The following is a 22,605-nucleotide window of genomic DNA, read 5'->3' as shown; positions in this document are numbered from 1 at the left end:
ACTTCGGAGGCAAATAAATAGATGGCTAGATATAGAGATGCGGTGTGCAGGCTTTGCCGCCGCGAAGGTGGAAAGTTGTTCTTGAAAGGCGACCGATGTTTCAAGCCGTCGTGCGCCATAGAAAAACGCGGAACTAATCCTCCCGGGCAGCATGGTGCGGCTCGTCGAAAGATGTTGGCTGGCTATGGTCAGCAGCTGCGTGAAAAACAAAAGGTCAAACGCATTTACTTCGTCCTCGAAAAGCAGTTCAGAAATTACTTCGAAAAGGCACTCCGACAAAAGGGCGTTACGGGTGAGAATCTGCTATTTATGCTTGAGCGACGTCTCGATAACGTCGTTTACCGTTCGGGTTTCGCGACCTCGCGACGGCAAGCTCGACAACTGGTCAACCATGGCCACATCGAAGTGAATGGACGAAAGGTGGACATCCCTTCATTTCAGGTCAAGATCGGCGACACGGTGTCGGTCAAGGATAAGAGTCACAAGAATGCTCACGTCGAGGGTGCTTGGCAAACTGCGGCTGGGCGTGGGCGTCCGGCGTGGATAGCCCCTGAAGGAAAAGATCTGAGCGTCGCTATAGCGTCGCTTCCGACTCGTCAGGATATAGATTCGAACATCAACGAACAGTTAATCGTCGAGCTTTACAGCAAGTAGTTTACTGAGTTCGCTGTGTTGAGCATGATGTGAGGGCATCGCCGCCCCAAGGTCATGGTCAGCACGGCGGACTCGCAGAACTTTTAAAAAGATTATGACACAAAGCAACAATTGGACGGATTTCCAAATGCCTAGCCGGCTGAACGTCGAAAGCGATACACTGACAGACCGATATGGAAAGTTCTTTGCCCAACCCTTCGAACGCGGGTTTGGCACGACGATCGGCAACTCGATCAGACGTGCTTTGCTGTCTTCGATCGAGGGAGCCGCTGTTACGGCCGTCAAGATCACCGGTGTCGAGCACGAATTCTCTTCGATCAAAGGCGTGGTCGAAGACGCGACGGACGTTATCTTGAATTTGAAGCAGATTCCCTTTGTTCTGAATGGCGGCGGCCCCAAGACCCTGACGATAAGCAAAAAGGGCGCGGGCGAGGTGACAAGCGCTGATATTCAGGCTGACGGTGACGTTGAGATCCTAGATACAGATATCCATATCGCGACCATCAGCGGCTCTGGCTCGCTGAATATCGAAATGCGTCTTAAGCGCGGACGCGGATATGTTTCTGCGGAATTGAATAACGATGAGGATCTCTCAGTTGGGTATATTCCGATCGATTCGGTCCACACCCCGATAAAGAAAGTCAATTACAGTGTCGATAAGACCCGTCAAGGCTCTAACACCGAGTTCGATAAACTTGTTATCGAAGTTTGGACCGACGGCTCGGTTAAACCTGAAGATTCGATCGGACTTGCGGCAAAACTGGTCAAAGACCATATGTCGATCTTCATCAATTTCGAAGAGGAAGAAGAAGAATACAAGTATGAGGATATAGCCCGCCCGCCATTGATGAGGAACGACTTGCTTGACAAGCCCGTCGATGAACTTGAGCTGTCGGTTCGCTCGTACAATTGCCTTAAGAATGCCGATATCCGATCGATCAGAGACCTTATTAAGCGCAGCGAAAAGGATATGCTGCACACTAAGAACTTCGGCAAGAAGTCGTTGACAGAGATAAAAGATCTGCTGCACGGCATGGGGCTTGATTTTGGTATGGATTTCGACGAGAACGGCAACCCGATTCCGGGTTCGGGCGGCCGAGACCTAGATTAGTCTCACGTCCCGTGACAATCAGATTCCGATATGACGCTGAACCATCCCGGGGCTTCCGATTTGTGAGAGTAAAGAACTAAAGAGATGAGACATTTAAAAGCACATCGAAAATTGGGACGAACTTCCGAGCATCGTATATCATTGCTCCGCAATCTAGCTACATCCTTGATAATTGCGGATAAGGAGCATATCATTACGACCGTTCCGAAGGCGAAGGAACTTCGGCCGTTCGTTGAGAAGGCAATTACTCTTGCCAAGAAAGCACAGCACCTCAACGGCGAGGACGCAAAGATCCAGGAAGTCCATTTGCGGCGTCAGGCCGCGCGTTTCTTCCACGCAGGCAATAGTACTTTCAAAGCGGAGCAGAGCCGCTTTCGCGGCAAGAAAGGCGAGGCAAAGGAGACGATCGAACGCACGGCCGGGGTAAAGGCGGTTCAGCGGCTGTTCGGTGAGTTGGGACAGCGGTACAAGGATCGCAATGGCGGTTACACACGTATCATTCGCCTCGGACGCCGATCGGGCGACAATGCCGAAATGGCAGTCATTGAATTGGTCGATAACCCGCGCGAACTGGCTGCAAAGGGGTAACTAGCGGGAAGGAGTAAGGGCACGATGAGTGAAATTACGGCTTCTGCAAAGGCGATGGAAAAAGAGAAATCCGAAAGTGGGAAACCGCGTGGTTCCGTGGCAAAGGGCAAGGTTCCGGATGCCTCGTTAAATATGGACGAGCTTCGTGAACTTGCGGAACTCGTCAATGAGCACGGCTTTACCGATTTTGAGTTCGAGAATGAGAATATCCGCGTCAGATTGAGCAAGATGGCAGCGGCACCGATCGTCCAGCAATATCAGCCGATCTCGCAACCGCACGCTGCCCCACCCGCCCCATCGGCCACATCCACTGAAGCACTTGCGGTCGAAGCGGAAAGCGATCTTCACACCATTACCTCGCCTATCGTTGGGACCTTTTATCGTTCTCCGGGCCCGGATAAGGAACCGTACGTCTCGGAGGGTAGTTCAGTAGGTCCGGACAGCGTCGTTTGCATCGTCGAAGCGATGAAACTGATGAACGAGATACAGGCAGAAACGAGCGGCGTTATCGCCAAGATATTTGTTGAGAATGGTCAGCCGGTCGAATATGGCCAGCCGTTGTTCGGAGTCAAGAAGTAGCAGCTTTCGCCACAGATCCCCGGAATTTCACGAATTGACCTGATCGTATGTTCGTGCAGTTCGATTGATTTGTGGCTGATTTTTTATGAGCACGCGTGAGATCCGCAAAATACTGATCGCAAATCGCGGCGAGATCGCTTGTCGGATAATTTGGACATGCAAGGAGATGGGTATAAAGACCGTCGCCATACACTCCGAAGCCGATCGCGAAGCGCTGCACGTTCGTTTCGCCGATGAAGCGATCTGTGTCGGCGGCAATCCTTCGGCCCAGAGCTATCTTAATATTCCGGCAATAATCAGTGCGGCCGAAATTACAAATGTCGATGCGATCCATCCAGGTTATGGATTCCTTGCCGAATCTGCAACTTTTGCAACTATTTGCGAAGACTGCAACATAAAGTTCATCGGTCCGAAGGCGAAAGTCATCGCAATGATGGGTGACAAGGTCGAAGCACGCCGAACAATGCAGGCGGCGGGAGTTCCGATCTTGCCCGGCAGCCCGGAGCCGATAGAATCTGCTGAAGAAGCAGTTGAGATCGCCCGCGAAATAGGCTTTCCCGTGATCATCAAGGCTGCCGCAGGCGGTGGCGGACGCGGGATGCGGATCGTCCGGACCGAACAGGAATTGAAGGGAAATCTCGAAACCGCTCAATCTGAAGCGCTTGCCGCATTCAAGAATGGTGCAGTCTACATTGAGCGTTATATCGAACGTCCGCGCCACATCGAGATCCAGGTTCTCGCCGATGAGCACGGAAATTGTATTCACCTTGGCGAACGCGAATGTTCGATCCAGCGTCGACATCAGAAGTTATTAGAAGAAGCTCCGTCGCCGGTCATCACGCCCGAACAGCGTGAGAGGATGGGTGCGGTCGCCGTCAAGGCATGTCAGGAGATCGGTTACTCCAACGCCGGCACGTTCGAATTCCTGCTTGACGAGGATGGCAGTTTCTATTTCATGGAAATGAACACGCGGATTCAAGTCGAGCATCCGGTGACAGAAATGGTAACGCTTGCGGACATCGTTCGCAATCAGATCCGTATCGCCTCTGGCGAAGATCTTCAGTACACGCAGAGCGATGTCCAGATAGTCGGGCATTCTATCGAGTGCCGCATCAATGCCGAAGATCCGGTAAAGTTTACGCCGAGTCCGGGAAAAATAACTGCATTCAATATTCCGGGTGGCCCGGGTGTGCGCGTGGACACAGCGGTTTATCCGGGTTACAGCGTCCCGCCGTATTACGATTCGATGATCGCCAAACTGATAGTTCACGCGCGTACACGCGAATTAGCGATCGCTCGGATGCAGCGGGCACTGGAAATGATGGTCGTTGAAGGGATCAAAACAACGATCCCGCTCCACAAAAAGATCATGGCGGACGAGAGGTTTCGCAAAGGAGATTTCTCTACAAAGTTCATGGAAGAGTTTGAATACACGGTTGATAACTGATTTCGAATAGCGGATAATTACGGACGGAACGATTGGTTCACACAGAGATCTCAATTGTTCATTAATTTTTGCGGTTACCGGATCGAAAGATTCGGAGTTACTGCGAGCAAGGAGAGGCTATTTTCAGGCCGAGATAAATATGGCAACAGCAAAAGAACTTAAAGAAAAGATCGTTGGCGACTACAAAACGCACGTTTCGGATACCGGTTCGTCGCAGGTACAGGTGGCGTTACTGACACAAAGGATCAACGAGCTCACGGAGCATTTCAAGATACACAAGAAAGACAATCACTCTCGACGAGGCCTGCTAAAAATGGTCTCACGGCGAAGGAAACTTCTCGATTATCTTAAGCGAACAAACATCAACGAATATCATGAGATAATCAAGAAACTCGGTCTGCGCCGTTAGGTTTTGTGTCAGGTTTTATTGGGCAATAATTGGTTTGAGTGGTTATTTGCCCGTTTTCGTCAGGTCGGCCGCTTCGGGTCATTAGAAATAGGCGTTTTTACGAAGAATTTGTTAATGGATGCTGAACGTGACAGCGTATTTGTCCAGATTACAAAAAGGAAACGTTCGCAATTTTGGATAATTCCAATGGCGGCCGGTGCATCACGACTTGAGCACGGGCCGCTTTTGTTTTGAGGAATAAAGATGACAAAGAAATATTTGAAAGAATCGATCAAGGTTGGCGGTGAAGACCTGATCGTTGAGACCGGAAAGGTCGCAAAACAGGCCGATGGTTCGGTTGTGATTCGTTATGGTGAAACGATGTTGTTGGTCACGGCGGTCAGCATGCGGACCGCGAAAGAGGGCTTGGACTTTTTTCCGTTGACTGTCGAGTATCGCGAATCGAGCTATTCGGCTGGTCGTATACCAGGGAATTATTTTCGCCGTGAAGGCCGACCAAGCGAAAAGGAAGTGCTCACTTGTCGGTTGATCGACAGGCCGGTCAGGCCGCTTTTTCCGGACGGCTACCGTTTTGAGACCCAGATCGTCGGTACTGTGATCTCCTCAGACGCCGAAAACGATCCGGACGTGATCGCTATCACCGGAGCCTCTTGCGCACTGTACCTATCAGACATTCCTTTCGACACACCGATCGCCGGTATTCGGATCGGTCTCGTTGAAGGAAAGTATATCGTCAATCCGACCTTTGACGAACGCCGTGAATCGGACCTGAACCTGATCGTGGCCGGAACTGAGGAAGCGATCGTAATGGTCGAAGCCGAGGCTAATGAGGTCGCCGAGAACGTTATGCTCGAGGCACTAATGCTCGCTCATAAAGAGATCAAACGTCTTTGCCTTTGGCAAAAGGAACTTGGCAAGGCGCTCGAGATCAAAAAACGTGAATTCGTTGGCCATGTATTGGACGAGGCAGTTGTCAGCGAGATCGAAGCGAAGTTCGGCGATAAACTGCGGGCCGCGCTCGACACCACGGGCAAGGACAAATTGACCAGTTATTCCGAGGTTGACGCGCTGAAGAAAGAGGTCGTCGAGACCTTCCCCGAAGATGATTCCGAAAAACGAAGCATGGCCGGAAAGGCGTTTTCACATCTGAAAGAGAAGATCTTCCGTGAAGACATGCTCGGTAAACGCCGTCGGCCGGACGGACGCCGCTTCTCAGAGATCCGCCCGATTACCTGCGAGATAGGCTGGCTGCCACGCGTGCATGGTTCGTCGCTTTTCACACGGGGCGAGACCCAGGCGATCGTGACTACCACGCTTGGAACCAAGATGGACGAGCAGTATATGGACGATATTGAAAAGGGGGAAGTCAAACGCCGCTTTATGCTCCATTACAACTTTCCGCCGTATTCGGTCGGCGAAGCGGGCAGGTTCGGCGGAACCTCGCGTCGCGAAACAGGCCATGGTAATTTGGCCCGAAGGGCGATCGAGGCGGTACTTCCGGATGAGGCTGATTTCCCGTATACGCTGCGGATAGTCTCGGACATAACGGAATCTAACGGTTCTTCATCGATGGCATCGGTCTGCGGGGGTATTCTCAGCCTGATGGACGCAGGTGTCCCGATCAAGCGACCTGTTGCAGGTGTTGCAATGGGCCTCGTGATGGAGGGCAATCGTTATGCGATATTGTCCGACATCGCAGGTGCAGAAGATCATTACGGCGATATGGATTTCAAGGTGACCGGTTCAAGCGAGGGAATTACGGCCTTGCAGATGGATATCAAGGTCGCCGGTATCAACGCGATGATCCTGCAGGAGGCCTTGGAGCAGGCACGAAAGGGACGAATGCACATCCTTGAGATCATGAATCAGGCGATAAGCTCACCGCGTGAGGAGATCTCACCGTATGCACCGCGGATCATAACGCTGATGATAAACCCCGACAAGATCCGGGACGTGATAGGAAAAGGCGGGTCAACCATAAGGGCGATCACAGAGGAGACGGGTGCCAAAATCGATATTTCTGACGATGGAACGATTTTGATCGCCACGGCTGACGGTGATGCGGCACAGGCTGCCATCGCACGCATCAAATCTCTGACGGCTGAAGCCGAGATCGGAGAAACATATCTTGGGACTGTTTCGCGAATAGTCGATTTTGGCGCATTCGTTGAGATATTGCCGGGTCTCGACGGTCTTCTGCACATTTCCGAGATCTCCGATCGCCGTGTCAAGGACGTTCGAGACGAACTCAAAGAAGGCCAGCAGATCATGGTCAAATGCATCGGCAAGGAAGGCAACAAGGTCAAGCTGTCCCGAAAGGCGATACTCGCCCAAGAAAAAGCTGCTGCGGGCGGCGGTGGGAATGGCGATCACGGAAGTCATTCCGAAGAATAAGGCTTCTATCAGATTCCGATCACTTGAGGCGGAGCTGCGGTTTCGCCTTTAGCTTTTCTTATAGGCTTGGTGCCACAAACGCTTGCCGCAGCCTGTGCATTTCATGTAATTTCTCTGATTGCCGTACGCTTTCCATCGTATGCCGCCCAAGTCCCAAAAAGAGCGCTCGAAGCCGCACCCCGGGCATTTCAACATCCACGTACGGGAGTCTGCTTCCATGCTCTCGGCCCAGGACCTTGGAAAAATGAACACAAAGAAGCGTTGAATCCAACTCATGGACATATGGCTTTCCTCCGGTTTTTGTATAGTAGCGTTTCGGTGTAAGCTCTCTGTCTTACAACGTCGGATCGATATCAATTATGTCTGCACCCAATATCGACACTATCGTATCACTCTCTAAGCGAAGAGGTTTCGTGTATCCAGCCTCCGACATCTACGGCGGTCTCGGCTCGTCGTGGGATTACGGGCCGCTTGGCGTTGAGTTGGTCAACAATATAAAGCGAAGCTGGTGGAATTGGGTAGTTTACGAACGAGACGACATCGAAGGTCTAGATTCTTCGATAGTCCTGAACCGAAACGTATGGAAATATTCGGGACACGAAGCGACGTTTTCCGATCCGTTGGTGGACTGCCGTGATTGCAATGCGCGCCTCCGTCAGGACAAGCTCGATCAGGACACCGACGGCAAAAATGTGTGTTCGAACTGTGGTTCGACCAACCTTACGGAACCGCGGCCGTTCAACTTGATGTTCAGAACGACCATCGGGGCCGTATCAAGTGATGATGATCCGATGGCACTGGCTTATTTAAGGCCCGAAACCGCCCAAGGGATATTTATCAACTTCAAGAACGTGCTGGATACTTCGCGTCGAAAGCTACCGTTCGGGATCGCACAGATCGGCAAGGCGTTTCGAAATGAGGTGACGCCGGGGAATTTCATCTTCCGGACGCGCGAGTTCGAGCAGATGGAGATCGAGTATTTTGTCGATCCTGCCGATGCGGGCCGCGCGCATCAGGAGTGGATCGACGGTTTTCACGAGTGGATAAATTCGATCGGGATCTCGGATGCGAACCTGAAGGATTACGAGCAAACTAAGGACGAGCTTGCTCACTATTCCGAGCGGACGGTCGATATCCTTTACCGGTATTTCCCGGAACGCGAAGACGAGGCAAAGCAATTCGATGAGCTGATGGGAATCGCGAACCGGACGGATTTCGACCTTCGCGTGCATTCGAAGAAGCCGGAAGATGCAGAGGGTAAGCGCATCAATCCCGATTCGACCGAGGACCTTTCGTATTTCGACACCGCGACTAACCAGCGGTTCTATCCGTACATCATCGAGCCATCGATCGGCGTAAACCGCACGCTTCTTGCGGTGTTAATGGACGCCTACACCGAACGGACGAATGAGAAGGGCGAGACCCGCGTGATCCTAAAATTGACACCCGAGATGGCGCCGATCAAGGTCGCCGTCCTGCCGCTAGCAAAAAACAAGCCCGAGATCGTTGAAATGGCAAAGCGTCTGAAGAAAGATCTGCAGCCTTCGATGCGGGCCGTTTACGACGATACCGGCGGCATTGGCAAACTGTACGCCCGCCAGGACGAGATCGGCACGCCGTTCTGCGTGACCGTCGACCACGAATCGCTTGAAGATGGAGCCGTTACCGTCCGCGACCGCGACACCTGGGAACAGGAGCGGGTTCCGATGGATCGACTAACGGATTACCTTAAAGAACGATTGTAGTTTGCTGTACGTGTCGAATTGTTCGACGAACTTCGCAGGTTCGAATCTGCTATGTATTAGGGCTGCCGCGATCGCAAGAAGGATCGCATTATCGCAGAGATCGTCGCGAAAAGTAGTGCAGGATAGAGCAGGAAAAGATCTATGCGAATGTTGCATTCGCCCGAACAAAGCACTCGTTCTCGCATGAGATATTCATAGACTGCGTAAAGCAACCAAATCACTGTCACCAGCAGAGCCGCACGCGATCGGCGCCACGCGTACAGACCAAACAATGCAAACGCCGGGATGAGAGCGAGTTCAGGATATGCAATAAAGATCGAGAGCATGTCGGTGCATGTCGGCTAGAAGCGATTTTGGCCGGCTACTATTATGCTTCCACGTTTGTTCTGTATGAATGACTGATAAGAAAAAGCAACCCGAATATGAAAAGCGGGCGTCAACTTACCCATCCGTCACCTCTGCTCATTGCCAAAAATAGTATCGCGAATGAAATGAAAATAACGGATCCAAACCGAACCCGCCGCAACACGATCACGAGTGCGAATATGATCGCGATCGTAGGGATAAGATGGATCAACAAGGCGAAAATCGTCTCGAGGACGCCATATCCCGCACTGAACACGTCAAAAGCGAAAACGCTGATGATTACGGCGAACAAAATTCCAAGCATGCGTGGGCTCGAATAAATAAACTCGCTCGTTATCAATCTTTTCCAATCGTCCTTTACAGTGTACCCCAACCATTTTCATTGTCGCAGACTATAGGAGAATATACCGCGTGCCGCAAGTTTTCAATGAGGATCGTGAATGGTTCAGAAAATACGATCAATTTACGATCTCATCCCTACATCTTTGTGCCGTTTCTGGGGGACCTGACAAGCGATATTCGGGGGACTCTTCGAAAGATCTCAAAGAAAGTTCTTTCCGGGATGCGGTTGAAGAGCTTTACACATTGTGTCAACGATCTTAGCATTCTAAGTCAGGACCATTGTTTATGAAAAAACTCATCGAATGCGTGCCGAATTTTAGTGAAGGCCGCGACATGGAAGTTATCAAACAGATCACCGACGAGATCGAACGGGTTGACAACGTAAGGCTTCTAGATGTAGATCCGGGTGCGACGACCAATCGGACCGTCGTAACGTTCGTTGGCACGCCCGATGAGGTGGTCGAGGCGGCGTTTCGAGCAGTGAAGAAAGCACAGGAACTGATCGATATGCGTTGCCACAAAGGCGACCATCCTCGGTTCGGTGCGACAGATGTCTGCCCGCTCGTTCCGATCTCGGGGATCACGATGGAAGAAACGGCCGAGTACGCGCGCAAGCTCGGTGAGCGGATCGGCAATGATCTCGGCATCCCGATTTTCCTCTACGAGAATGCGGCGACTTCCGCGGTCCGGCGCAATCTCGCGAACTGCCGTGAAGGCGAATATGAAGGCCTGAAAGACCGGTTAGCTTCGTCGGATTGGAAGCCCGATTTCGGTCCGACGGAGTTTACCGAGAGCGTCGCCCGCTCAGGTGCGACCGCGGTCGGTGCAAGGGATTTTCTGATCGCGGTGAACTTCAATCTCAATACCACCTCGACCCGACGTGCGAATGCGATCGCGTTCGATGTCCGCGAAAAGGGAAGACCGATGCGTGAAGGGAATCCGATAACGGGCACGCCGGTCTTAGATGAAAATGGTGAGCCGGTGATGATCCCGGGAACGCTTCCGGGGACGAAAGCTGTCGGCTGGTTTATCGACGAATACGGCGTCGCTCAGGTGTCGATGAACATCACGAATCTTTCGCAGACGCCGCTCCATGTCGCGTTCGACGAAGTGTCGGAGAAAGCGCAGTTGCGGGGCATTCGCGTCACCGGGCTCGAGATCGTCGGGCTTGTACCGAAAAAGGCGATCATCGACGCAGGCGAACATTATTTGCGAAAACAGAGCCGTTCGTTAGGTGTCACGGAGGCCGAAAAGGTGAAGATCGCGATACGGTCGATGGGGCTTGACGACTTGAAGCCGTGGGACCCGAAAGAGAAGATCATCGAGTATGTGATCGACGAAGAAGCAAAAATGAACAGACTTATCGACATGACCTGCCGCGAGTTTGCCGACGAGACGGCTTCGGAATCGCCCGCACCAGGCGGCGGCTCGATCTCAGCCTATCTCGGGACACTCGGAGCGGCGCTTGCGACCATGGTTGCCAACCTTTCTTCACACAAGGCCGGTTGGGACGATCGGTGGGATGAGTTTTCCGATTGGGCCGTGAGGGGCCAGGAGATAAAAGACGACCTTCTTCGGCTCGTAGATGAGGATACGGAATCGTTCAATCGAGTTATGGACGCCTTTGGAATGTCGAAAGGAAGCGACGATGAAAAGGCCGCGAGGTCCACCGCGATTCAGGCGGCAACCCGTTACGCTGCCGAGGTGCCATTCCGAACGATGCAGCGGTCATTCGATGCCTTTGAGGTCATAAGGGCTATGGCGGAACACGGTAACCCAAACTCCGTTTCCGATGCCGGCGTCGGAGCATTGTGTGCCCGCTCGGCCGTGATCGGTGCTTATCTGAACGTCAAGATCAACGCTGCTGGCCTGAAAGACCGAGAATTTGCCGACGACCTCCTAAAGCGCGGTGCGGAGATCGAACGCGGAGCTATCGAGCGGGAGGCTGAAATACTGAAAATCGTCAACCAGAAGATCGGTCAATAAGAGTATCTAAGGAATGCTGCCGGAAAGAGTTATCCAACTATCGGAAACGATCCGCGGTCGAGGCGGCCGCGCGATGCTCGTTGGTGGATGCGTTCGGGATGAACTGATGGGTTTCGAACCGACCGATTGGGACCTGGAAGTATACGGTGTTGAGTCGAACGAGCTGCGAGCATTGCTTGATCGATTCGGCGATGTTCAGGCGGTCGGCGAGGCGTTTGCGGTTTACAGAGTTGGCCGAGATCTCGACGTTTCGCTGCCGAGACGTGAACGCAAAACCGGCCACGGGCATCGGGGTTTTGTGATCGAGGGCGACAGGGGCATGTCGTTCGAGGAGGCGTGTTCGCGTCGTGATTTCACGATAAATGCGATCTTGAAAGATCCGCTGACGGACGAGGTCGTCGACCCGTTTTCCGGGCGAGCGGACATCGAAAAGAAGCTCCTGCGGCACGTTTCCAACCTAACCTTTGCCGACGATTCCCTGCGAGTATTACGAGCTGCTCAGTTTGCGGCGCGGCTCGAATTTGACATCGCGCCCGAGACAATTGCGATCTGTAAGGGTATCGATGTGACTGACCTGCCAAAGGAACGGGTTTGGGGTGAGCTCGAAAAGCTCGCCTTGAGAGCGATGCGGCCATCGATCGGGCTGCGATGGTTTTACGAGCTAGGCGTGGTAGAACAGCTTTTTCCGGAGCTTGCCGCACTTGTCGGGGTGCCGCAGGAACCTGATTGGCACCCGGAAGGCAACGTAGACGTTCATACATTGATGGTGGTTGACGAAGCGCGGAAACTGATCGACGATCTGCCTTACGAGAGGCAGGTTGCCGTAATGCTGGGGGCTTTGTGCCACGATCTCGGCAAGCCGCCAACAACCAAATTTGTTGATGGACGGATCCGGTCGCGCGGACATGACGAGGCAGGTGTCGAACCGACGATCGCTTTTCTCGACCGGCTCGGAATTTATACGCTGCTCGGTTTCGACGTGCGCGGTCAGGTTATCCAGCTCGTTCGATATCATCTCAAGCCGGGCGAATTCTACAAGTCTGAGCAGAAAGGGAATCCGGTCGGCGACGGCGCATTTCGTCGCCTCGCCCGCAAGGTCGAACCCGACCTGCTCTACCGCGTAGCAAAAGCCGACAGCCTCGGGCGTTACCCCGACGGCGACCGCAGTAAAATGATATTCGGTTCGGAAGCACAGGAATGGTTCATCGAAAAGGTTCGTGAATTGCAGATCGAGAAAAAAGCGCCCGATCCGATTTTGATGGGAAGACACTTGATCGAGATCGGGCTCAAGCCAGGGCCGCATTTCAAACAGATCCTCGATGCGGTCTATGAGATGCAGTTGGACGGAACCGTGGTTGACCTTGATCAATCTGTCGCTCGGGCGAGAGTGCTGATCGGCAAATAATAAGAGCGGCCTGGTTTCATAAACGAGGCCGCATCTGGATTTACAGAATCTCAAGCACCCGAGGATGGGTTCACTGCTTACCTTCGAGAAACGCTTTCAAACGGCGAGAACGCGATGGGTGACGCAACTTTCTTAGAGCTTTCGCTTCGATCTGCCGTATGCGTTCGCGGGTGACGGCGAAGTGCTGGCCGACTTCTTCTAGCGTATGCTCGCTGCCGGTGTTGCCTAGGCCAAAGCGCATTTTTATCACTTTTTCCTCACGCGGCGTGAGGGTCGCAAGCACTTCATCGGTTATCTCGCGGAGGTTCGAGAACGTCACTGATTCGGCAGGATTCAGGATCGAGCGGTCCTCGATGAAATCACCGAGATGTGAATCTTCCTCTTCGCCGATCGGCGTTTCAAGTGAGATCGGTTCCTGCGCGATCTTCAAAACCTTCCGCACCTTCGAGACCGGAATATCCATCCGCTTTGCGATCTCTTCGCTCGATGGTTCACGGCCAAGTTCCTGAACAAGCAGCCGCGACGTGCGGATCAGCTTGTTGATCGTCTCGATCATGTGAACCGGAATTCGAATGGTGCGGGCCTGATCTGCGATAGCACGGGTGATCGCCTGCCGGATCCACCACGTGGCGTAGGTAGAAAACTTGTATCCGCGACGCCATTCAAATTTATCGACGGCCTTCATCAACCCGATGTTGCCCTCCTGAATAAGATCAAGGAACTGCAATCCGCGGTTGGTATATTTCTTTGCGATCGATACTACAAGACGGAGGTTGGCTTCGACCAACTCGCGCTTGGCCTGGTTCGTCTCATATTCGCCGACACTGATCGTTTGATATGCACGCTTTATCTCGATCGTCGGGAGATAATACTTCTCTTCGATCTCCGAAAGAGCCGCTTTGCCTTCGGCGATCTTGGCATTGAGTTGCTTCTTTTCGGCAGCCGGCGGCTTTTTCTCGAGCCTTTCTTCGGCCTTCCGATTGTTGCGTTCGTTCTTGCGAATCTCTTCAACGACCTTGCGGATCGCCGAGATCAACACCTGCATCGAATGCTCGGTAAGGTTAAGGTTTTTTATTTCCTGCGCGATCTCGAGCCTGAGGCGTGCGGTCTGCCGCTTTAGCCGCATCAGTTTTTTCGATTTCTTGCCTTTTGAAGCCGCTTGCTCTTTTCGCAATGCGACCCAGCTCTTAAGAGCGACCTGGTAGTTTTTTCGAATATTCTCGATGCCCTCGAGTGTCCAACGAAGGTACTCCTCCGCCTTATCTTCTTCCAACGAAATCTCGGCCTGCTCAGAGAACGTGACGGTCTCGCGAATGCTAGCCTTGCCTTTTCCGAGGTCCTCGCCGATCTTGATCAGACGTTCGACGGCGATCGGTGAACGGGATATCGCCTTCTGCGTTTTTATCTGTCCACGTTCGATACGCTTGGCGATCGTTACTTCGCCCTCACGTGTGAGAAGAGGCACGATTCCCATTTCACGGAGATATAGCCGAACCGGATCATTCGATTTGTCCAACGCACCGGCAGAAAGGTCGAGGTCGAGGTCCTCTTCGTCGACGGTCTCTTCCTCGTCATCGTCAAGGGCCATAGATGACGCCTTTTCAAGCAACTGCGCGTCGGTTTCAGCGACAGAGATATTGGCACCTTCGAGCCGGTCAAGGACGTCTTCGATGTCGTCCGCGGACATCATATTGTCAGGGATCTCTCGGTGAAGCTCATCGAGGCTCAAGAATTTCTTTCGTTTTCCGAGGGCCAAAAGCCGGTCCATCAGATCTTCTTTTTCGTCGTAGTCGGGCATATTCAATAAACGATCCGGAGAAAGCGGCTATTAAGATCGCGGTTTCCGGTCCACTGTTTAAACGATCAGCGCGGCGCAAATGTTTCGGAGTCCGCGCGAGCGTTTAAAACGAAAAGTATATCAGATTTGGCGGATTTTCGAAACCAGATCGTGCTTCATTCTGGCGAGATCGATCTGTTCCCGGACAAGGTCGTTGACCATTTGTGAGTCCCTGATCTGCTCGGCCGCCAGCAATTGTTGAGAAATGTCGAAAATGCGGTTTGAGATCGCCATCGAGCGCAGAGTAAAAACGCAGTTCTCAGCATGATGGAACACCTCATCGATGACCTCGCCGGGTTGGCGTTTCGGTTCGGTCATAAGGAGTATCGGCACAAAATCATGAAGGAACTCGTCGTCACCGATATAGCCGACGATATTCTCCGGCGTGAACTCGAGGCCATTCTCCAAGAGATCATATAAAGCACGAAAAAGCGGTGCCGTAGCGAGTTGTTCGTAATCGGTCGCCTCAAGCATCGGAAGAATCCCGGCCTGGAGTTCGCGGTCATTGATCAATAGTTCGAGCAGATGTTGTTCGGCAACCGTTACCTTGGTCTGTGTAAACCGCCGTACCTGCCGCTTCAGTACCTCAGGTTCTGTCTGGTGGCCATTTTTTACCGAGTGCCATAAGTCTCGTCTGAGCGAATCGTCATCTATCCGAAAATGCGTCATTGTCTGGTCGAAACTCTCGCGTTTCTGTATCGGGTTCTTGATCACCGAGAGGATCGGCAATACTTCCTCGATCGCTTCGGCCTTTTGCTTCGCGTTGCTGAACGAGCGACCGGACATTGACGCATTTAGGACGAAGTTCAAATATGGCTGAGCCTTGCCGCGGGCTTCGTTATAGCCCTCGGTTCCGTGCGCTCGAACGAAGTCGTCGGGATCCTGGCCATCGGGCAGGACAAGTACCTTTATCTCAAAATCCTGCGGTAGAAGTTGCTCGATGGCCCGTTTTGCGGCTTTGATGCCGGCCGAATCGCCGTCGTAGTTGATAACGACCCGTTTCGTAAACCGTGAGAGAAGCTTGGACTGCTCCGGCGTGAAGGCAGTTCCGAGGCTGGCGGCAACATTTGTGATGCCGAATTCGTACAACGCGACCAGGTCGAGATAGCCTTCGACGAGGATCGCGAATTTCTTCTGACGGATGGCTTCTTTTGACTGGAAGAGGCCGTATAGATGCTGGCCCTTTACGTAGGCCGGCGTTTCCGGTGAGTTCAGATATTTCGGCTGGTCGTCGCCCATGGCACGGGCACCGAAGGCGACCGGATTACCGTTGACGTCCAAAACCGGGAACATTATCCGCCCGCGAAAGCGGTCGAAAACCCTTTCTTTCTCTTCATTTACCGAAACGAGCCCGCTCTGTTCGATCAGCTTTTCGTCTACACCTTTTTCTTTCAGATGATTAAGAAGCGAATCCCACGAATCCGGCGAAAATCCTATACGGAATTGCTTTTGGATCTCGTCAGAAATGCCACGATCGATCAGATATGTTTTTGCATCTTTTGCCTTTTTGCTCTTGCCTTGCAGTTCGCTTTCCCAGAACTCCAACGCGGTCTTGTTTAGCTCAATGACCTGTTCCGCAAGCTGTTTCCGTTCCTCTTTCCGCTGCTTGTTTTGCTGATACTGGCCATCGTCGATCGGCTCAGGCAGCGGAACGCCGTTCATTTCGGCGACACGCTGGACGGCCTCCGGGAAATTCAGTCCTTCCATTTCCATCAAAAACGTAAACGCATTCCCGCCCTTCCCGCACCCGAAACACTTGTAAAACCCTTTCGACGGGCTCACCGAAAACGAAGGCGTCTTTTCCTGATGAAACGGACAACACCCCATCCAGTTCGCACCTTTCTTCTTCAACGGCGCATACGGCTCAATAAGCCGCACCAGATCGGCTCGGTCTTTTAGGTCATCTATGAAATATTGGTCGTAGAGCACAGTTTAAGGAAGATACCAGTATTCAATCGCGGTCTCTCACGCTCTACCTTGCGGGATTCGTCACTAGTAACGCATCCACGATTTTCTTTGCCTCGGCGTTGAACATGTCGAGATCGGTCCCAGACTGGATATTTGCATAAAAGTAGACGAAGAGTATGCGACTTCGTACAAGCACCAAGGCGGTAACGTTGTAAACGGCAATATTCTTACCAATTCCGCCAACAGCAAGTATTGCAGCCGATACGAATGTATGCTTTGTGCGACTGATTGGACCAAGATAGACTGAGTCCTTCAGTTCGAACGAGGCGTCGGTCCATAAGTGCTTCCCAAGATCTCTTTTGATCTCTGTAACGACTTTTTTCGTATCAGGTCCGCTAGTTTTGAACTCCGAACCAATCTTCTTTTCAAATAGGTCTACAAATTGGGTGAATTGGGTTTCCGAGATGTCCAAGGTAGCGAGGCTCTTCGAAACCGAGACTTTAGTGTAATGGGGAAAACCTAGATACTTGCCGCTATTCAAGGCCGGAATCGAGCTCAAAGGTGCAAATATCGCCAACATTTGATTATTTTCAGTTTCGTTAATTTCGAAAGCGGACCTCAAGTTGGGATAGTTTTCCCAGGCATTTACGTATCCAGACGGCGTGGGCAGTCTGATCGACTGTTTTCCGACCGATACGATGACCGTGTCGCCGACAATCTGGCCGTAGGTGGCAAAGCCGGATGGCAGGAGCAGGATCGCGATAAAACAGTATCTGAGCAGGTGCATACGTTTTGCCTCGCACAGCCACGCGGTTTACATCGTGGTTAAGGTCGTATTTTGTCTAGAAGGGCGGTTCAACGTCCTTAATCTCTGTAAACCCCGCTTAAGCGGGCTGGGCCACCCAAATTGCTACGTAACCACGTGCTAATGCACGTGACTATGCTCGAACAAAAGAACGAAATCCTTACGAATACCTATAGCTTCAATTCTGCAATTGTAGCGCCGTTACCGCCTTGGTCGGAAGGTGCGAAAGCGAAGCGTTCGACGAGTTCGTGATTCTTCAGAAAATGGTGGACGTAATTCTTTAAAGCGCCTGTGCCGAAGCCGTGAATGATGCGGACGCGGGGCACGGATGCCAGGTAGGCTTCATCGATAAAGCGGTCGAGTTCGTATTCGGCCTCGGCGGTCGTGTGGCCGATCAGGTTGAGCTCGGCGGCCACGTCTGGTGAATCGATCGGTTTAGAGAATCCCGCAGAGGAGCCCTTACTTACGTGCGGGCTACTGACACCGGACTCGACTACTTGAAGATCTTTGATCCTTTCGCGGAGGCGCATTCCGCCGACGAGGACTTCGGCGGTTTCTTTGTCGAGCTTTTCGACGGTGCCGACGTTGCCGAAGGATGTGAGCACTTTTGATCCAACGGTTAGAATTTCGTCGCCGGCAGGCACGCTCCCCTCGGCCCGCGTTTCCGCCTGTGTACCGAAGGTGCCGAAATCGGACTTTGGACCCTGGACTTTAGACACGAGTGCACGGTTCATTTCGGCCTTCCGGGCGGTACGTTCTTTGACTAGCTTGTTCTTGAGGGCTTTGTCTTCGATGGAATCGATAAATGCTTTGGATTGGCGTTCGAAAGATTCGACGGTTTCGGCAAGTTTCTGCTCAAACTCTTTCTGTCGAGCCTTTTCTTTCTTGACAGCTTCGACCTCGAGGCCGGCATATTTCATAGCGGTCGCTTCGCGTTCTTCTTCGAGCGCAATTCGGAGGTCCTCGGCGAGCTTGGTCTCGGTCTGGAGTTTGCGAAGATACGCTTCGGCGTCCTGAGCTGAAATGTCGAGATTCTGACGCGCGGCGTCGATCACATCCTGCTTGATTCCGAAGCGGCGGGCGATCTCGATACCCGAAGACGCACCTGCAAGGCCGATCAGCAGTCTGTAGGTTGGCTGCAGCGTTTTCTCGTCGAACTCGACCGAAGCGTTCACTACGTGCGGGTCGTTCGCAGCATACATTTTCAATCCGCGATAGTGCGTTGAGGCGATCACCTGCGAGCCCTTTTGCCTGAAATGATCGACGATCGCGACGCCGAGGGCCGAGCCTTCTTCGGGATCAGTGCCGGTCCCGGCTTCATCTAAAAGCACAAGCGACGGAGTTACGCACTCCTCGATCATCGACGCGATATTCGACATATGCGACGAAAACGTCGAGAGATTCGCCGAGAGGGATTGATGATCGCCGATGTCAGCCAATATCGAACGGTAAAACGGAAGTTTCGCCGATGCGGCGGGAACCGGAAGGCCGGAGATGGCCATCAGGGATAGCAGGCCAGCAGTTTTGAGTACGACCGTTTTTCCCCCGGCATTCGCTCCGGAGATCACCATCACGGGACGTTCGGGAGAGAGCGAAAAAGAACTTGGCACTATTTCGAGGCCGGAGTCGCGAAGATTCTCCTCGAGAAGAGGGTGTCGTGCGTCGATCAGTTCGATCGTGCCCTCGTCTGATAACTCAGGTACAACCGCATTGAAGCGGCGTGCGAATTCGACCTTCGTTTTAATGAAGTCGAGTTCGCCGACGGCGTCGACCGAGGCTTCGATGCCAGGCAAGTGTTCGCGGAACAATTCAGTCAATTCAAACAAGATCCGTGCGATCTCGCGTTCTTCTTTTCCTTTCAGATTTTGCAGTTCATTGTTCGCTTCAATAGCCTCGAGCGGCTCGACAAAGACCGTTTGACCGCTTGATGAAAATCCATGAGCAACGCCGCCGACCTTGTTCCGGAAGTCGGCCTTTACCGGAATCACGAAACGCTCGTTTCGCATCGTCACCAATTGATCCTGGATCGCATCGCCGGAATTTCGCATCACCGATTCGAGGGATCTCGTCAGGCGAGTTCGCTGGGAATTGATATCGCGTCGAATTCGGGCAAGCTCGGGCGATGCCGAATCATCGACCTCGCCGCCGGGCAAGAGCTTCTTGTTGATGTTCGCCAGTACCCCGAGAAGCGCTGGCGGAATATTCTCAACGATCGACCAAAGCGTCGGGGCAAAGTCCTTCTCCGGTTGGATCGAAGATCTGGAAAACTGTGCCTGGCTGCAAACGCGGGCGATCTCAAGCAAAAGGTTCGGCTCAAGCGTAGCATTTCTGATCTGAAGAATCGCAACAGCATCACTCGGATCTTGGAGGCCGCTGAAGGACCACGACACCTGTTTTTCCTCGTTCAAGCGCATCGTTTCCGATATCGCGGAAATGTCACGGTCGAGTTCGCGGCGGTCAATTCTAGGTCGCAGATCGGCGAACCGATCAACGCCCATTGGCGTCTGAGCGTTTCGGCTGACCAACTCAAGAAGCCGAGGGAATTCCAATGTATCTAACGAAAAGCTCATTTTTGTTGCCACAGGACATCATTTGGCACGTTTCACGGAACGCAAGGGCGGCGTGGTGAACGGCCGGCGGCGTCCTGAGATCATGAACCAGTTACCTGAATGCCTTTCCAGAATGCAACATACCCCTCGATCTCCTTAGCCTCAGGCTTGGTTGCCGGGTAATACCAGGCTGCATCTTTGTTCGTTGAGCCATTTACAACAATATCGTAATAGCTTGCTGTTCCTTTCCAGCCGCAGACCGTGTTAGTGGCGCTCGGTTGAAAATGCTCTTTGACGATGGAATCCTTTGGAAAATAATGGTTGCCTTCGATGACCACCGTCTGTTCACTCTCGGCCAAGACCGCACCGTTCCAAATTGCTTTCATAAAAATCCTACCTTCTTCCGTTTCTAATTTTGGCGATCTACGCTAACGCCAAAAGAACATTTCTATTTGCCTTCAACTCAAAAAACGATCCCGAATGTCGGGAGTTGGCATCATACAAGCATCCTGCCGGCCAAACAACCGATAGCGGTACCTAGCAAACAATCGATAAAACACATCTCGGATCGGTCGTGGAATGACAATTAATAGAAAAAGCCATGACCACAGACCATCGAGCCGTCGCGCGATCCGCAATGCAGCTGTCGAATGCGTGTAGGCAAAGTTGTCTTCGACGAGGATAACTGAATCGGTTTCGGTCGTGTCGATTCCGTGTCTTTCGATCACATCTTCTCCGATCTCCGACTGAAGTGGTGCAAACTTGAAATATCCAGCCCGGTCGCGCGCGATCACAAAATTCACAGATGCGTTACAAAAATTGCAGACGCCGTCAAATAGGATGATCGCGCTCATTTTTAAATTCTACCGCAATTTTCGGATAGATTTTAGTTCGAACCGCCGATAAACTCGCTGTTGATGAATGAAGAGGTATATTGGCAAGCAGTAAAGACGAACGACAAACGGTTTGACGGAGCGTTTTACCTCGGTGTTCGGACGACGGGCATTTATTGTCGTCCATCCTGCAAGGCGAGACTGCCGAAACGCGAGAATATCGAGTTCTTTAAAACATGTGGAGATGCAGAAAAAAGCGGTCTGCGGGCATGCTTTCGGTGTAAGCCAAAGGACCATCAGTTCGCGGATCCGAAGATCGAAAAGGTCTTAAAGGCCTGCGAACTATTGTCATCGGACGAGTATTTTTCACTCGAACAATTAGCTACCGATGTTGGTTCAAGTCCATACCATCTGCAGCGAACCTTCAAGGAAGTGATCGGCGTTTCGCCCAAGAAATATGCGGAGGCAAAGAGAATGGAAAGATTTAAACTTGATCTGAGAGCCGGAAGCGATATCGCTACGGCCACATACGACGCCGGGTTTGGTTCGAGTAGTAGGCTTTATGAAAAGGCGTCCGAAAGTCTCGGTATGACGCCGGCGGTGTATCAAAAAGGCGGAAAGGGGATGAAGATCAATTTTGCGATAACGGAATGTGAACTTGGCCGCATACTTGTAGCGCGAACGATCAAAGGGCTATGCAGCGTGTCATTTGCCGATAATGACTCGGAACTAGAATCAAATCTCAAAAAAGAATTTCCGAATGCCGAGATCGTGAAAGACGCAAATGTTCTCAAGGAGTTTCTAGACGACATAGTCGACATTCTTGCTGGAAAACGAACGCAGAACGAGCTTCCGCTTGATATTCAGGCGACGGCGTTTCAGATGCAGGTATGGGATTTGCTCAGGAAAATACCCTACGGAGAAACGGTCACGTACAGTCAGATCGCCGAAATGCTCGGCGACAGAAAGAAGGTTCGAGCAGTCGCAAGAGCGTGTGCAGGCAACCGTCTCGCCGTTGTCATTCCATGCCATCGCGTGGTCTCCAAGAACGGCGAGCTTAGCGGTTATCGCTGGGGTGTAAAGCGCAAACAGCAGTTGTTGACGAAAGAAAAGACACTTCAAGGACAGCGATGATACCTACGGATAAGATCGTTTACAGGGTAAGTCCGATTCCCGACAAAATCACTAGAATTGTGAGAGAGACATTGGTGTCGCCGCAATACAAAAGCCTCGCGGCTGTCGTCAGCGTCGCAGATGGTTATGGACCGTGTCGAAGCTGCTTAAGGCTATTCGATGAAGGCAGCGATTACCGCATCTTCTTCACGTACAACTCATTTGAAGGCCGTGCGAAATTACCCGATCCAGGACCGGTTTTCATTCATAAGGAAGACTGCGTTCCCTATAGTGAGAACGGTTTCCCCGGCGACCTTTTGAATGTTCCTTTACTTCTCGAGGCATTTGGCGACAACGCCGTCCTGCTATCGCGTGTCGGCGTCGACGCTGTAAATGTGAACTCGCAAATAGAAGGCATTTTTGCAGACTCTGATGTGAGATATATCAATTTGAGAAACCGCGAGGCGGGGTGTTTTGTAGCGACGATCGAGCGCGTAACATCGCTATAGAAACTCAAAATTTCGAGAATGCCCG

Annotated in this window: 19 protein-coding genes; 13 read left to right on the top strand and 6 right to left on the bottom strand. The window is 52.2% G+C overall.

The window, feature by feature from the left end; all coding sequences use genetic code 11:
- The first annotated feature begins 21 nt into the window (after positions 1 to 21).
- The 11 genes from rpsD (at position 22) to IPM28_05790 (ending at position 13,026) form a co-directional block, all read left to right on the top strand.
- A complete protein-coding gene (rpsD, locus tag IPM28_05840) occupies positions 22 to 654 on the top strand; it encodes a 30S ribosomal protein S4 (GenBank protein MBK9172511.1) in 633 nt (210 codons plus the stop codon).
- 94 nt (positions 655 to 748) lie between these two features.
- On the top strand, positions 749 to 1,765 hold the full coding sequence (locus IPM28_05835) for a DNA-directed RNA polymerase subunit alpha (protein ID MBK9172510.1): 1,017 nt from the start codon (positions 749 to 751) through the stop codon (positions 1,763 to 1,765).
- 84 nt (positions 1,766 to 1,849) lie between these two features.
- Positions 1,850 to 2,353, top strand: a complete 504-nt coding sequence (rplQ, locus tag IPM28_05830) for a 50S ribosomal protein L17 (protein MBK9172509.1) — start codon at positions 1,850 to 1,852, stop codon at positions 2,351 to 2,353.
- A 132-nt stretch (positions 2,354 to 2,485) separates the two neighbouring features.
- Positions 2,486 to 2,932 carry an acetyl-CoA carboxylase biotin carboxyl carrier protein gene (gene accB, locus IPM28_05825; protein MBK9172508.1) on the top strand — a complete coding sequence of 149 codons (447 nt, stop codon included), beginning with the start codon at positions 2,486 to 2,488 and terminating at the stop codon, positions 2,930 to 2,932.
- 85 nt (positions 2,933 to 3,017) lie between these two features.
- The gene (gene accC, locus IPM28_05820) at positions 3,018 to 4,379 is read left to right on the top strand and encodes an acetyl-CoA carboxylase biotin carboxylase subunit (protein MBK9172507.1); all 1,362 of its coding nucleotides are present in this window, start codon (positions 3,018 to 3,020) and stop codon (positions 4,377 to 4,379) included.
- A gap of 139 nt (positions 4,380 to 4,518) precedes the next feature.
- Positions 4,519 to 4,788 carry a 30S ribosomal protein S15 gene (gene rpsO / locus IPM28_05815; protein ID MBK9172506.1) on the top strand — a complete coding sequence of 90 codons (270 nt, stop codon included), beginning with the start codon at positions 4,519 to 4,521 and terminating at the stop codon, positions 4,786 to 4,788.
- A 243-nt stretch (positions 4,789 to 5,031) separates the two neighbouring features.
- Positions 5,032 to 7,182 (top strand): polyribonucleotide nucleotidyltransferase, encoded by a 2,151-nt coding sequence (pnp, locus tag IPM28_05810; GenBank protein MBK9172505.1) that lies wholly within the window; start codon positions 5,032 to 5,034, stop codon positions 7,180 to 7,182.
- Between the two features lie 359 nt (positions 7,183 to 7,541).
- Complete coding sequence (locus IPM28_05805) at positions 7,542 to 8,927, top strand: glycine--tRNA ligase (GenBank protein MBK9172504.1); 1,386 nt, start codon at positions 7,542 to 7,544, stop codon at positions 8,925 to 8,927.
- Positions 8,928 to 9,418: 491 nt separating this feature from the next.
- On the top strand, positions 9,419 to 9,613 hold the full coding sequence (locus IPM28_05800; protein MBK9172503.1) for a hypothetical protein: 195 nt from the start codon (positions 9,419 to 9,421) through the stop codon (positions 9,611 to 9,613).
- Positions 9,614 to 9,920: 307 nt separating this feature from the next.
- Positions 9,921 to 11,621 (top strand): glutamate formimidoyltransferase, encoded by a 1,701-nt coding sequence (ftcD, locus tag IPM28_05795; GenBank protein ID MBK9172502.1) that lies wholly within the window; start codon positions 9,921 to 9,923, stop codon positions 11,619 to 11,621.
- 13 nt (positions 11,622 to 11,634) lie between these two features.
- Positions 11,635 to 13,026 (top strand): HD domain-containing protein, encoded by a 1,392-nt coding sequence (locus IPM28_05790; GenBank protein MBK9172501.1) that lies wholly within the window; start codon positions 11,635 to 11,637, stop codon positions 13,024 to 13,026.
- 70 nt (positions 13,027 to 13,096) lie between these two features.
- Here IPM28_05790 and rpoD read toward each other — a convergent pair whose 3' ends face one another.
- The 6 genes from rpoD to IPM28_05760 form a co-directional block, all read right to left on the bottom strand.
- Positions 13,097 to 14,824 (bottom strand): RNA polymerase sigma factor RpoD, encoded by a 1,728-nt coding sequence (rpoD, locus tag IPM28_05785; protein ID MBK9172500.1) that lies wholly within the window; start codon positions 14,822 to 14,824, stop codon positions 13,097 to 13,099.
- Between the two features lie 120 nt (positions 14,825 to 14,944).
- Entirely contained in the window at positions 14,945 to 16,792 is a 1,848-nt protein-coding gene (locus IPM28_05780) for a DNA primase (protein MBK9172499.1), read from the bottom strand.
- 43 nt (positions 16,793 to 16,835) lie between these two features.
- Positions 16,836 to 17,558: a hypothetical protein gene (locus IPM28_05775; protein MBK9172498.1), complete on the bottom strand. Its 723-nt coding sequence runs from the start codon at positions 17,556 to 17,558 to the stop codon at positions 16,836 to 16,838.
- Positions 17,559 to 17,746: 188 nt separating this feature from the next.
- Positions 17,747 to 20,146, bottom strand: a complete 2,400-nt coding sequence (locus IPM28_05770; protein ID MBK9172497.1) for an endonuclease MutS2 — start codon at positions 20,144 to 20,146, stop codon at positions 17,747 to 17,749.
- 80 nt (positions 20,147 to 20,226) lie between these two features.
- Entirely contained in the window at positions 20,227 to 20,511 is a 285-nt protein-coding gene (locus tag IPM28_05765; protein MBK9172496.1) for a DUF427 domain-containing protein, read from the bottom strand.
- A 72-nt stretch (positions 20,512 to 20,583) separates the two neighbouring features.
- The gene (locus IPM28_05760) at positions 20,584 to 20,979 is read right to left on the bottom strand and encodes a thiol-disulfide oxidoreductase DCC family protein (protein ID MBK9172495.1); all 396 of its coding nucleotides are present in this window, start codon (positions 20,977 to 20,979) and stop codon (positions 20,584 to 20,586) included.
- A gap of 63 nt (positions 20,980 to 21,042) precedes the next feature.
- On the opposite strand from IPM28_05760, the gene ada reads away from it, so the two are divergent.
- Both ada and IPM28_05750 read left to right on the top strand, forming a co-directional pair.
- Positions 21,043 to 22,092, top strand: a complete 1,050-nt coding sequence (ada, locus tag IPM28_05755; GenBank protein ID MBK9172494.1) for a bifunctional DNA-binding transcriptional regulator/O6-methylguanine-DNA methyltransferase Ada — start codon at positions 21,043 to 21,045, stop codon at positions 22,090 to 22,092.
- 59 nt (positions 22,093 to 22,151) lie between these two features.
- Entirely contained in the window at positions 22,152 to 22,580 is a 429-nt protein-coding gene (locus IPM28_05750; protein ID MBK9172493.1) for a DUF1203 domain-containing protein, read from the top strand.
- Positions 22,581 to 22,605 lie beyond the last annotated feature (25 nt).

This window comes from Chloracidobacterium sp. (assembly GCA_016716305.1).
In the GTDB taxonomy this organism is placed as follows: Bacteria; Acidobacteriota; Blastocatellia; order Pyrinomonadales; family Pyrinomonadaceae; genus OLB17.
This window is presented reverse-complemented; position numbering and strand designations above follow the sequence as displayed.

Bases quoted from the DNA above. Each gene is read 5' to 3' on its own strand.
- ada (MBK9172494.1), top strand. From the start codon at position 21,043: ATGAATGAAGAGGTATATTGGCAAGCAGTAAAGACGAACGACAAACGG.
- rpoD (MBK9172500.1), bottom strand. From the start codon at position 14,824: ATGCCCGACTACGACGAAAAAGAAGATCTGATGGACCGGCTTTTGGCC.
- IPM28_05765 (MBK9172496.1), bottom strand. From the start codon at position 20,511: ATGAAAGCAATTTGGAACGGTGCGGTCTTGGCCGAGAGTGAACAGACG.
- IPM28_05775 (MBK9172498.1), bottom strand. From the start codon at position 17,558: ATGCACCTGCTCAGATACTGTTTTATCGCGATCCTGCTCCTGCCATCC.
- rpsO (MBK9172506.1), top strand. From the start codon at position 4,519: ATGGCAACAGCAAAAGAACTTAAAGAAAAGATCGTTGGCGACTACAAA.
- rplQ (MBK9172509.1), top strand. From the start codon at position 1,850: ATGAGACATTTAAAAGCACATCGAAAATTGGGACGAACTTCCGAGCAT.
- accC (MBK9172507.1), top strand. From the start codon at position 3,018: ATGAGCACGCGTGAGATCCGCAAAATACTGATCGCAAATCGCGGCGAG.
- pnp (MBK9172505.1), top strand. From the start codon at position 5,032: ATGACAAAGAAATATTTGAAAGAATCGATCAAGGTTGGCGGTGAAGAC.
- accB (MBK9172508.1), top strand. From the start codon at position 2,486: ATGGACGAGCTTCGTGAACTTGCGGAACTCGTCAATGAGCACGGCTTT.
- rpsD (MBK9172511.1), top strand. From the start codon at position 22: ATGGCTAGATATAGAGATGCGGTGTGCAGGCTTTGCCGCCGCGAAGGT.
- IPM28_05805 (MBK9172504.1), top strand. From the start codon at position 7,542: ATGTCTGCACCCAATATCGACACTATCGTATCACTCTCTAAGCGAAGA.
- IPM28_05770 (MBK9172497.1), bottom strand. From the start codon at position 20,146: ATGAGCTTTTCGTTAGATACATTGGAATTCCCTCGGCTTCTTGAGTTG.
- IPM28_05800 (MBK9172503.1), top strand. From the start codon at position 9,419: ATGAAAATAACGGATCCAAACCGAACCCGCCGCAACACGATCACGAGT.
- ftcD (MBK9172502.1), top strand. From the start codon at position 9,921: ATGAAAAAACTCATCGAATGCGTGCCGAATTTTAGTGAAGGCCGCGAC.
- IPM28_05760 (MBK9172495.1), bottom strand. From the start codon at position 20,979: ATGAGCGCGATCATCCTATTTGACGGCGTCTGCAATTTTTGTAACGCA.
- IPM28_05790 (MBK9172501.1), top strand. From the start codon at position 11,635: ATGCTGCCGGAAAGAGTTATCCAACTATCGGAAACGATCCGCGGTCGA.
- IPM28_05835 (MBK9172510.1), top strand. From the start codon at position 749: ATGACACAAAGCAACAATTGGACGGATTTCCAAATGCCTAGCCGGCTG.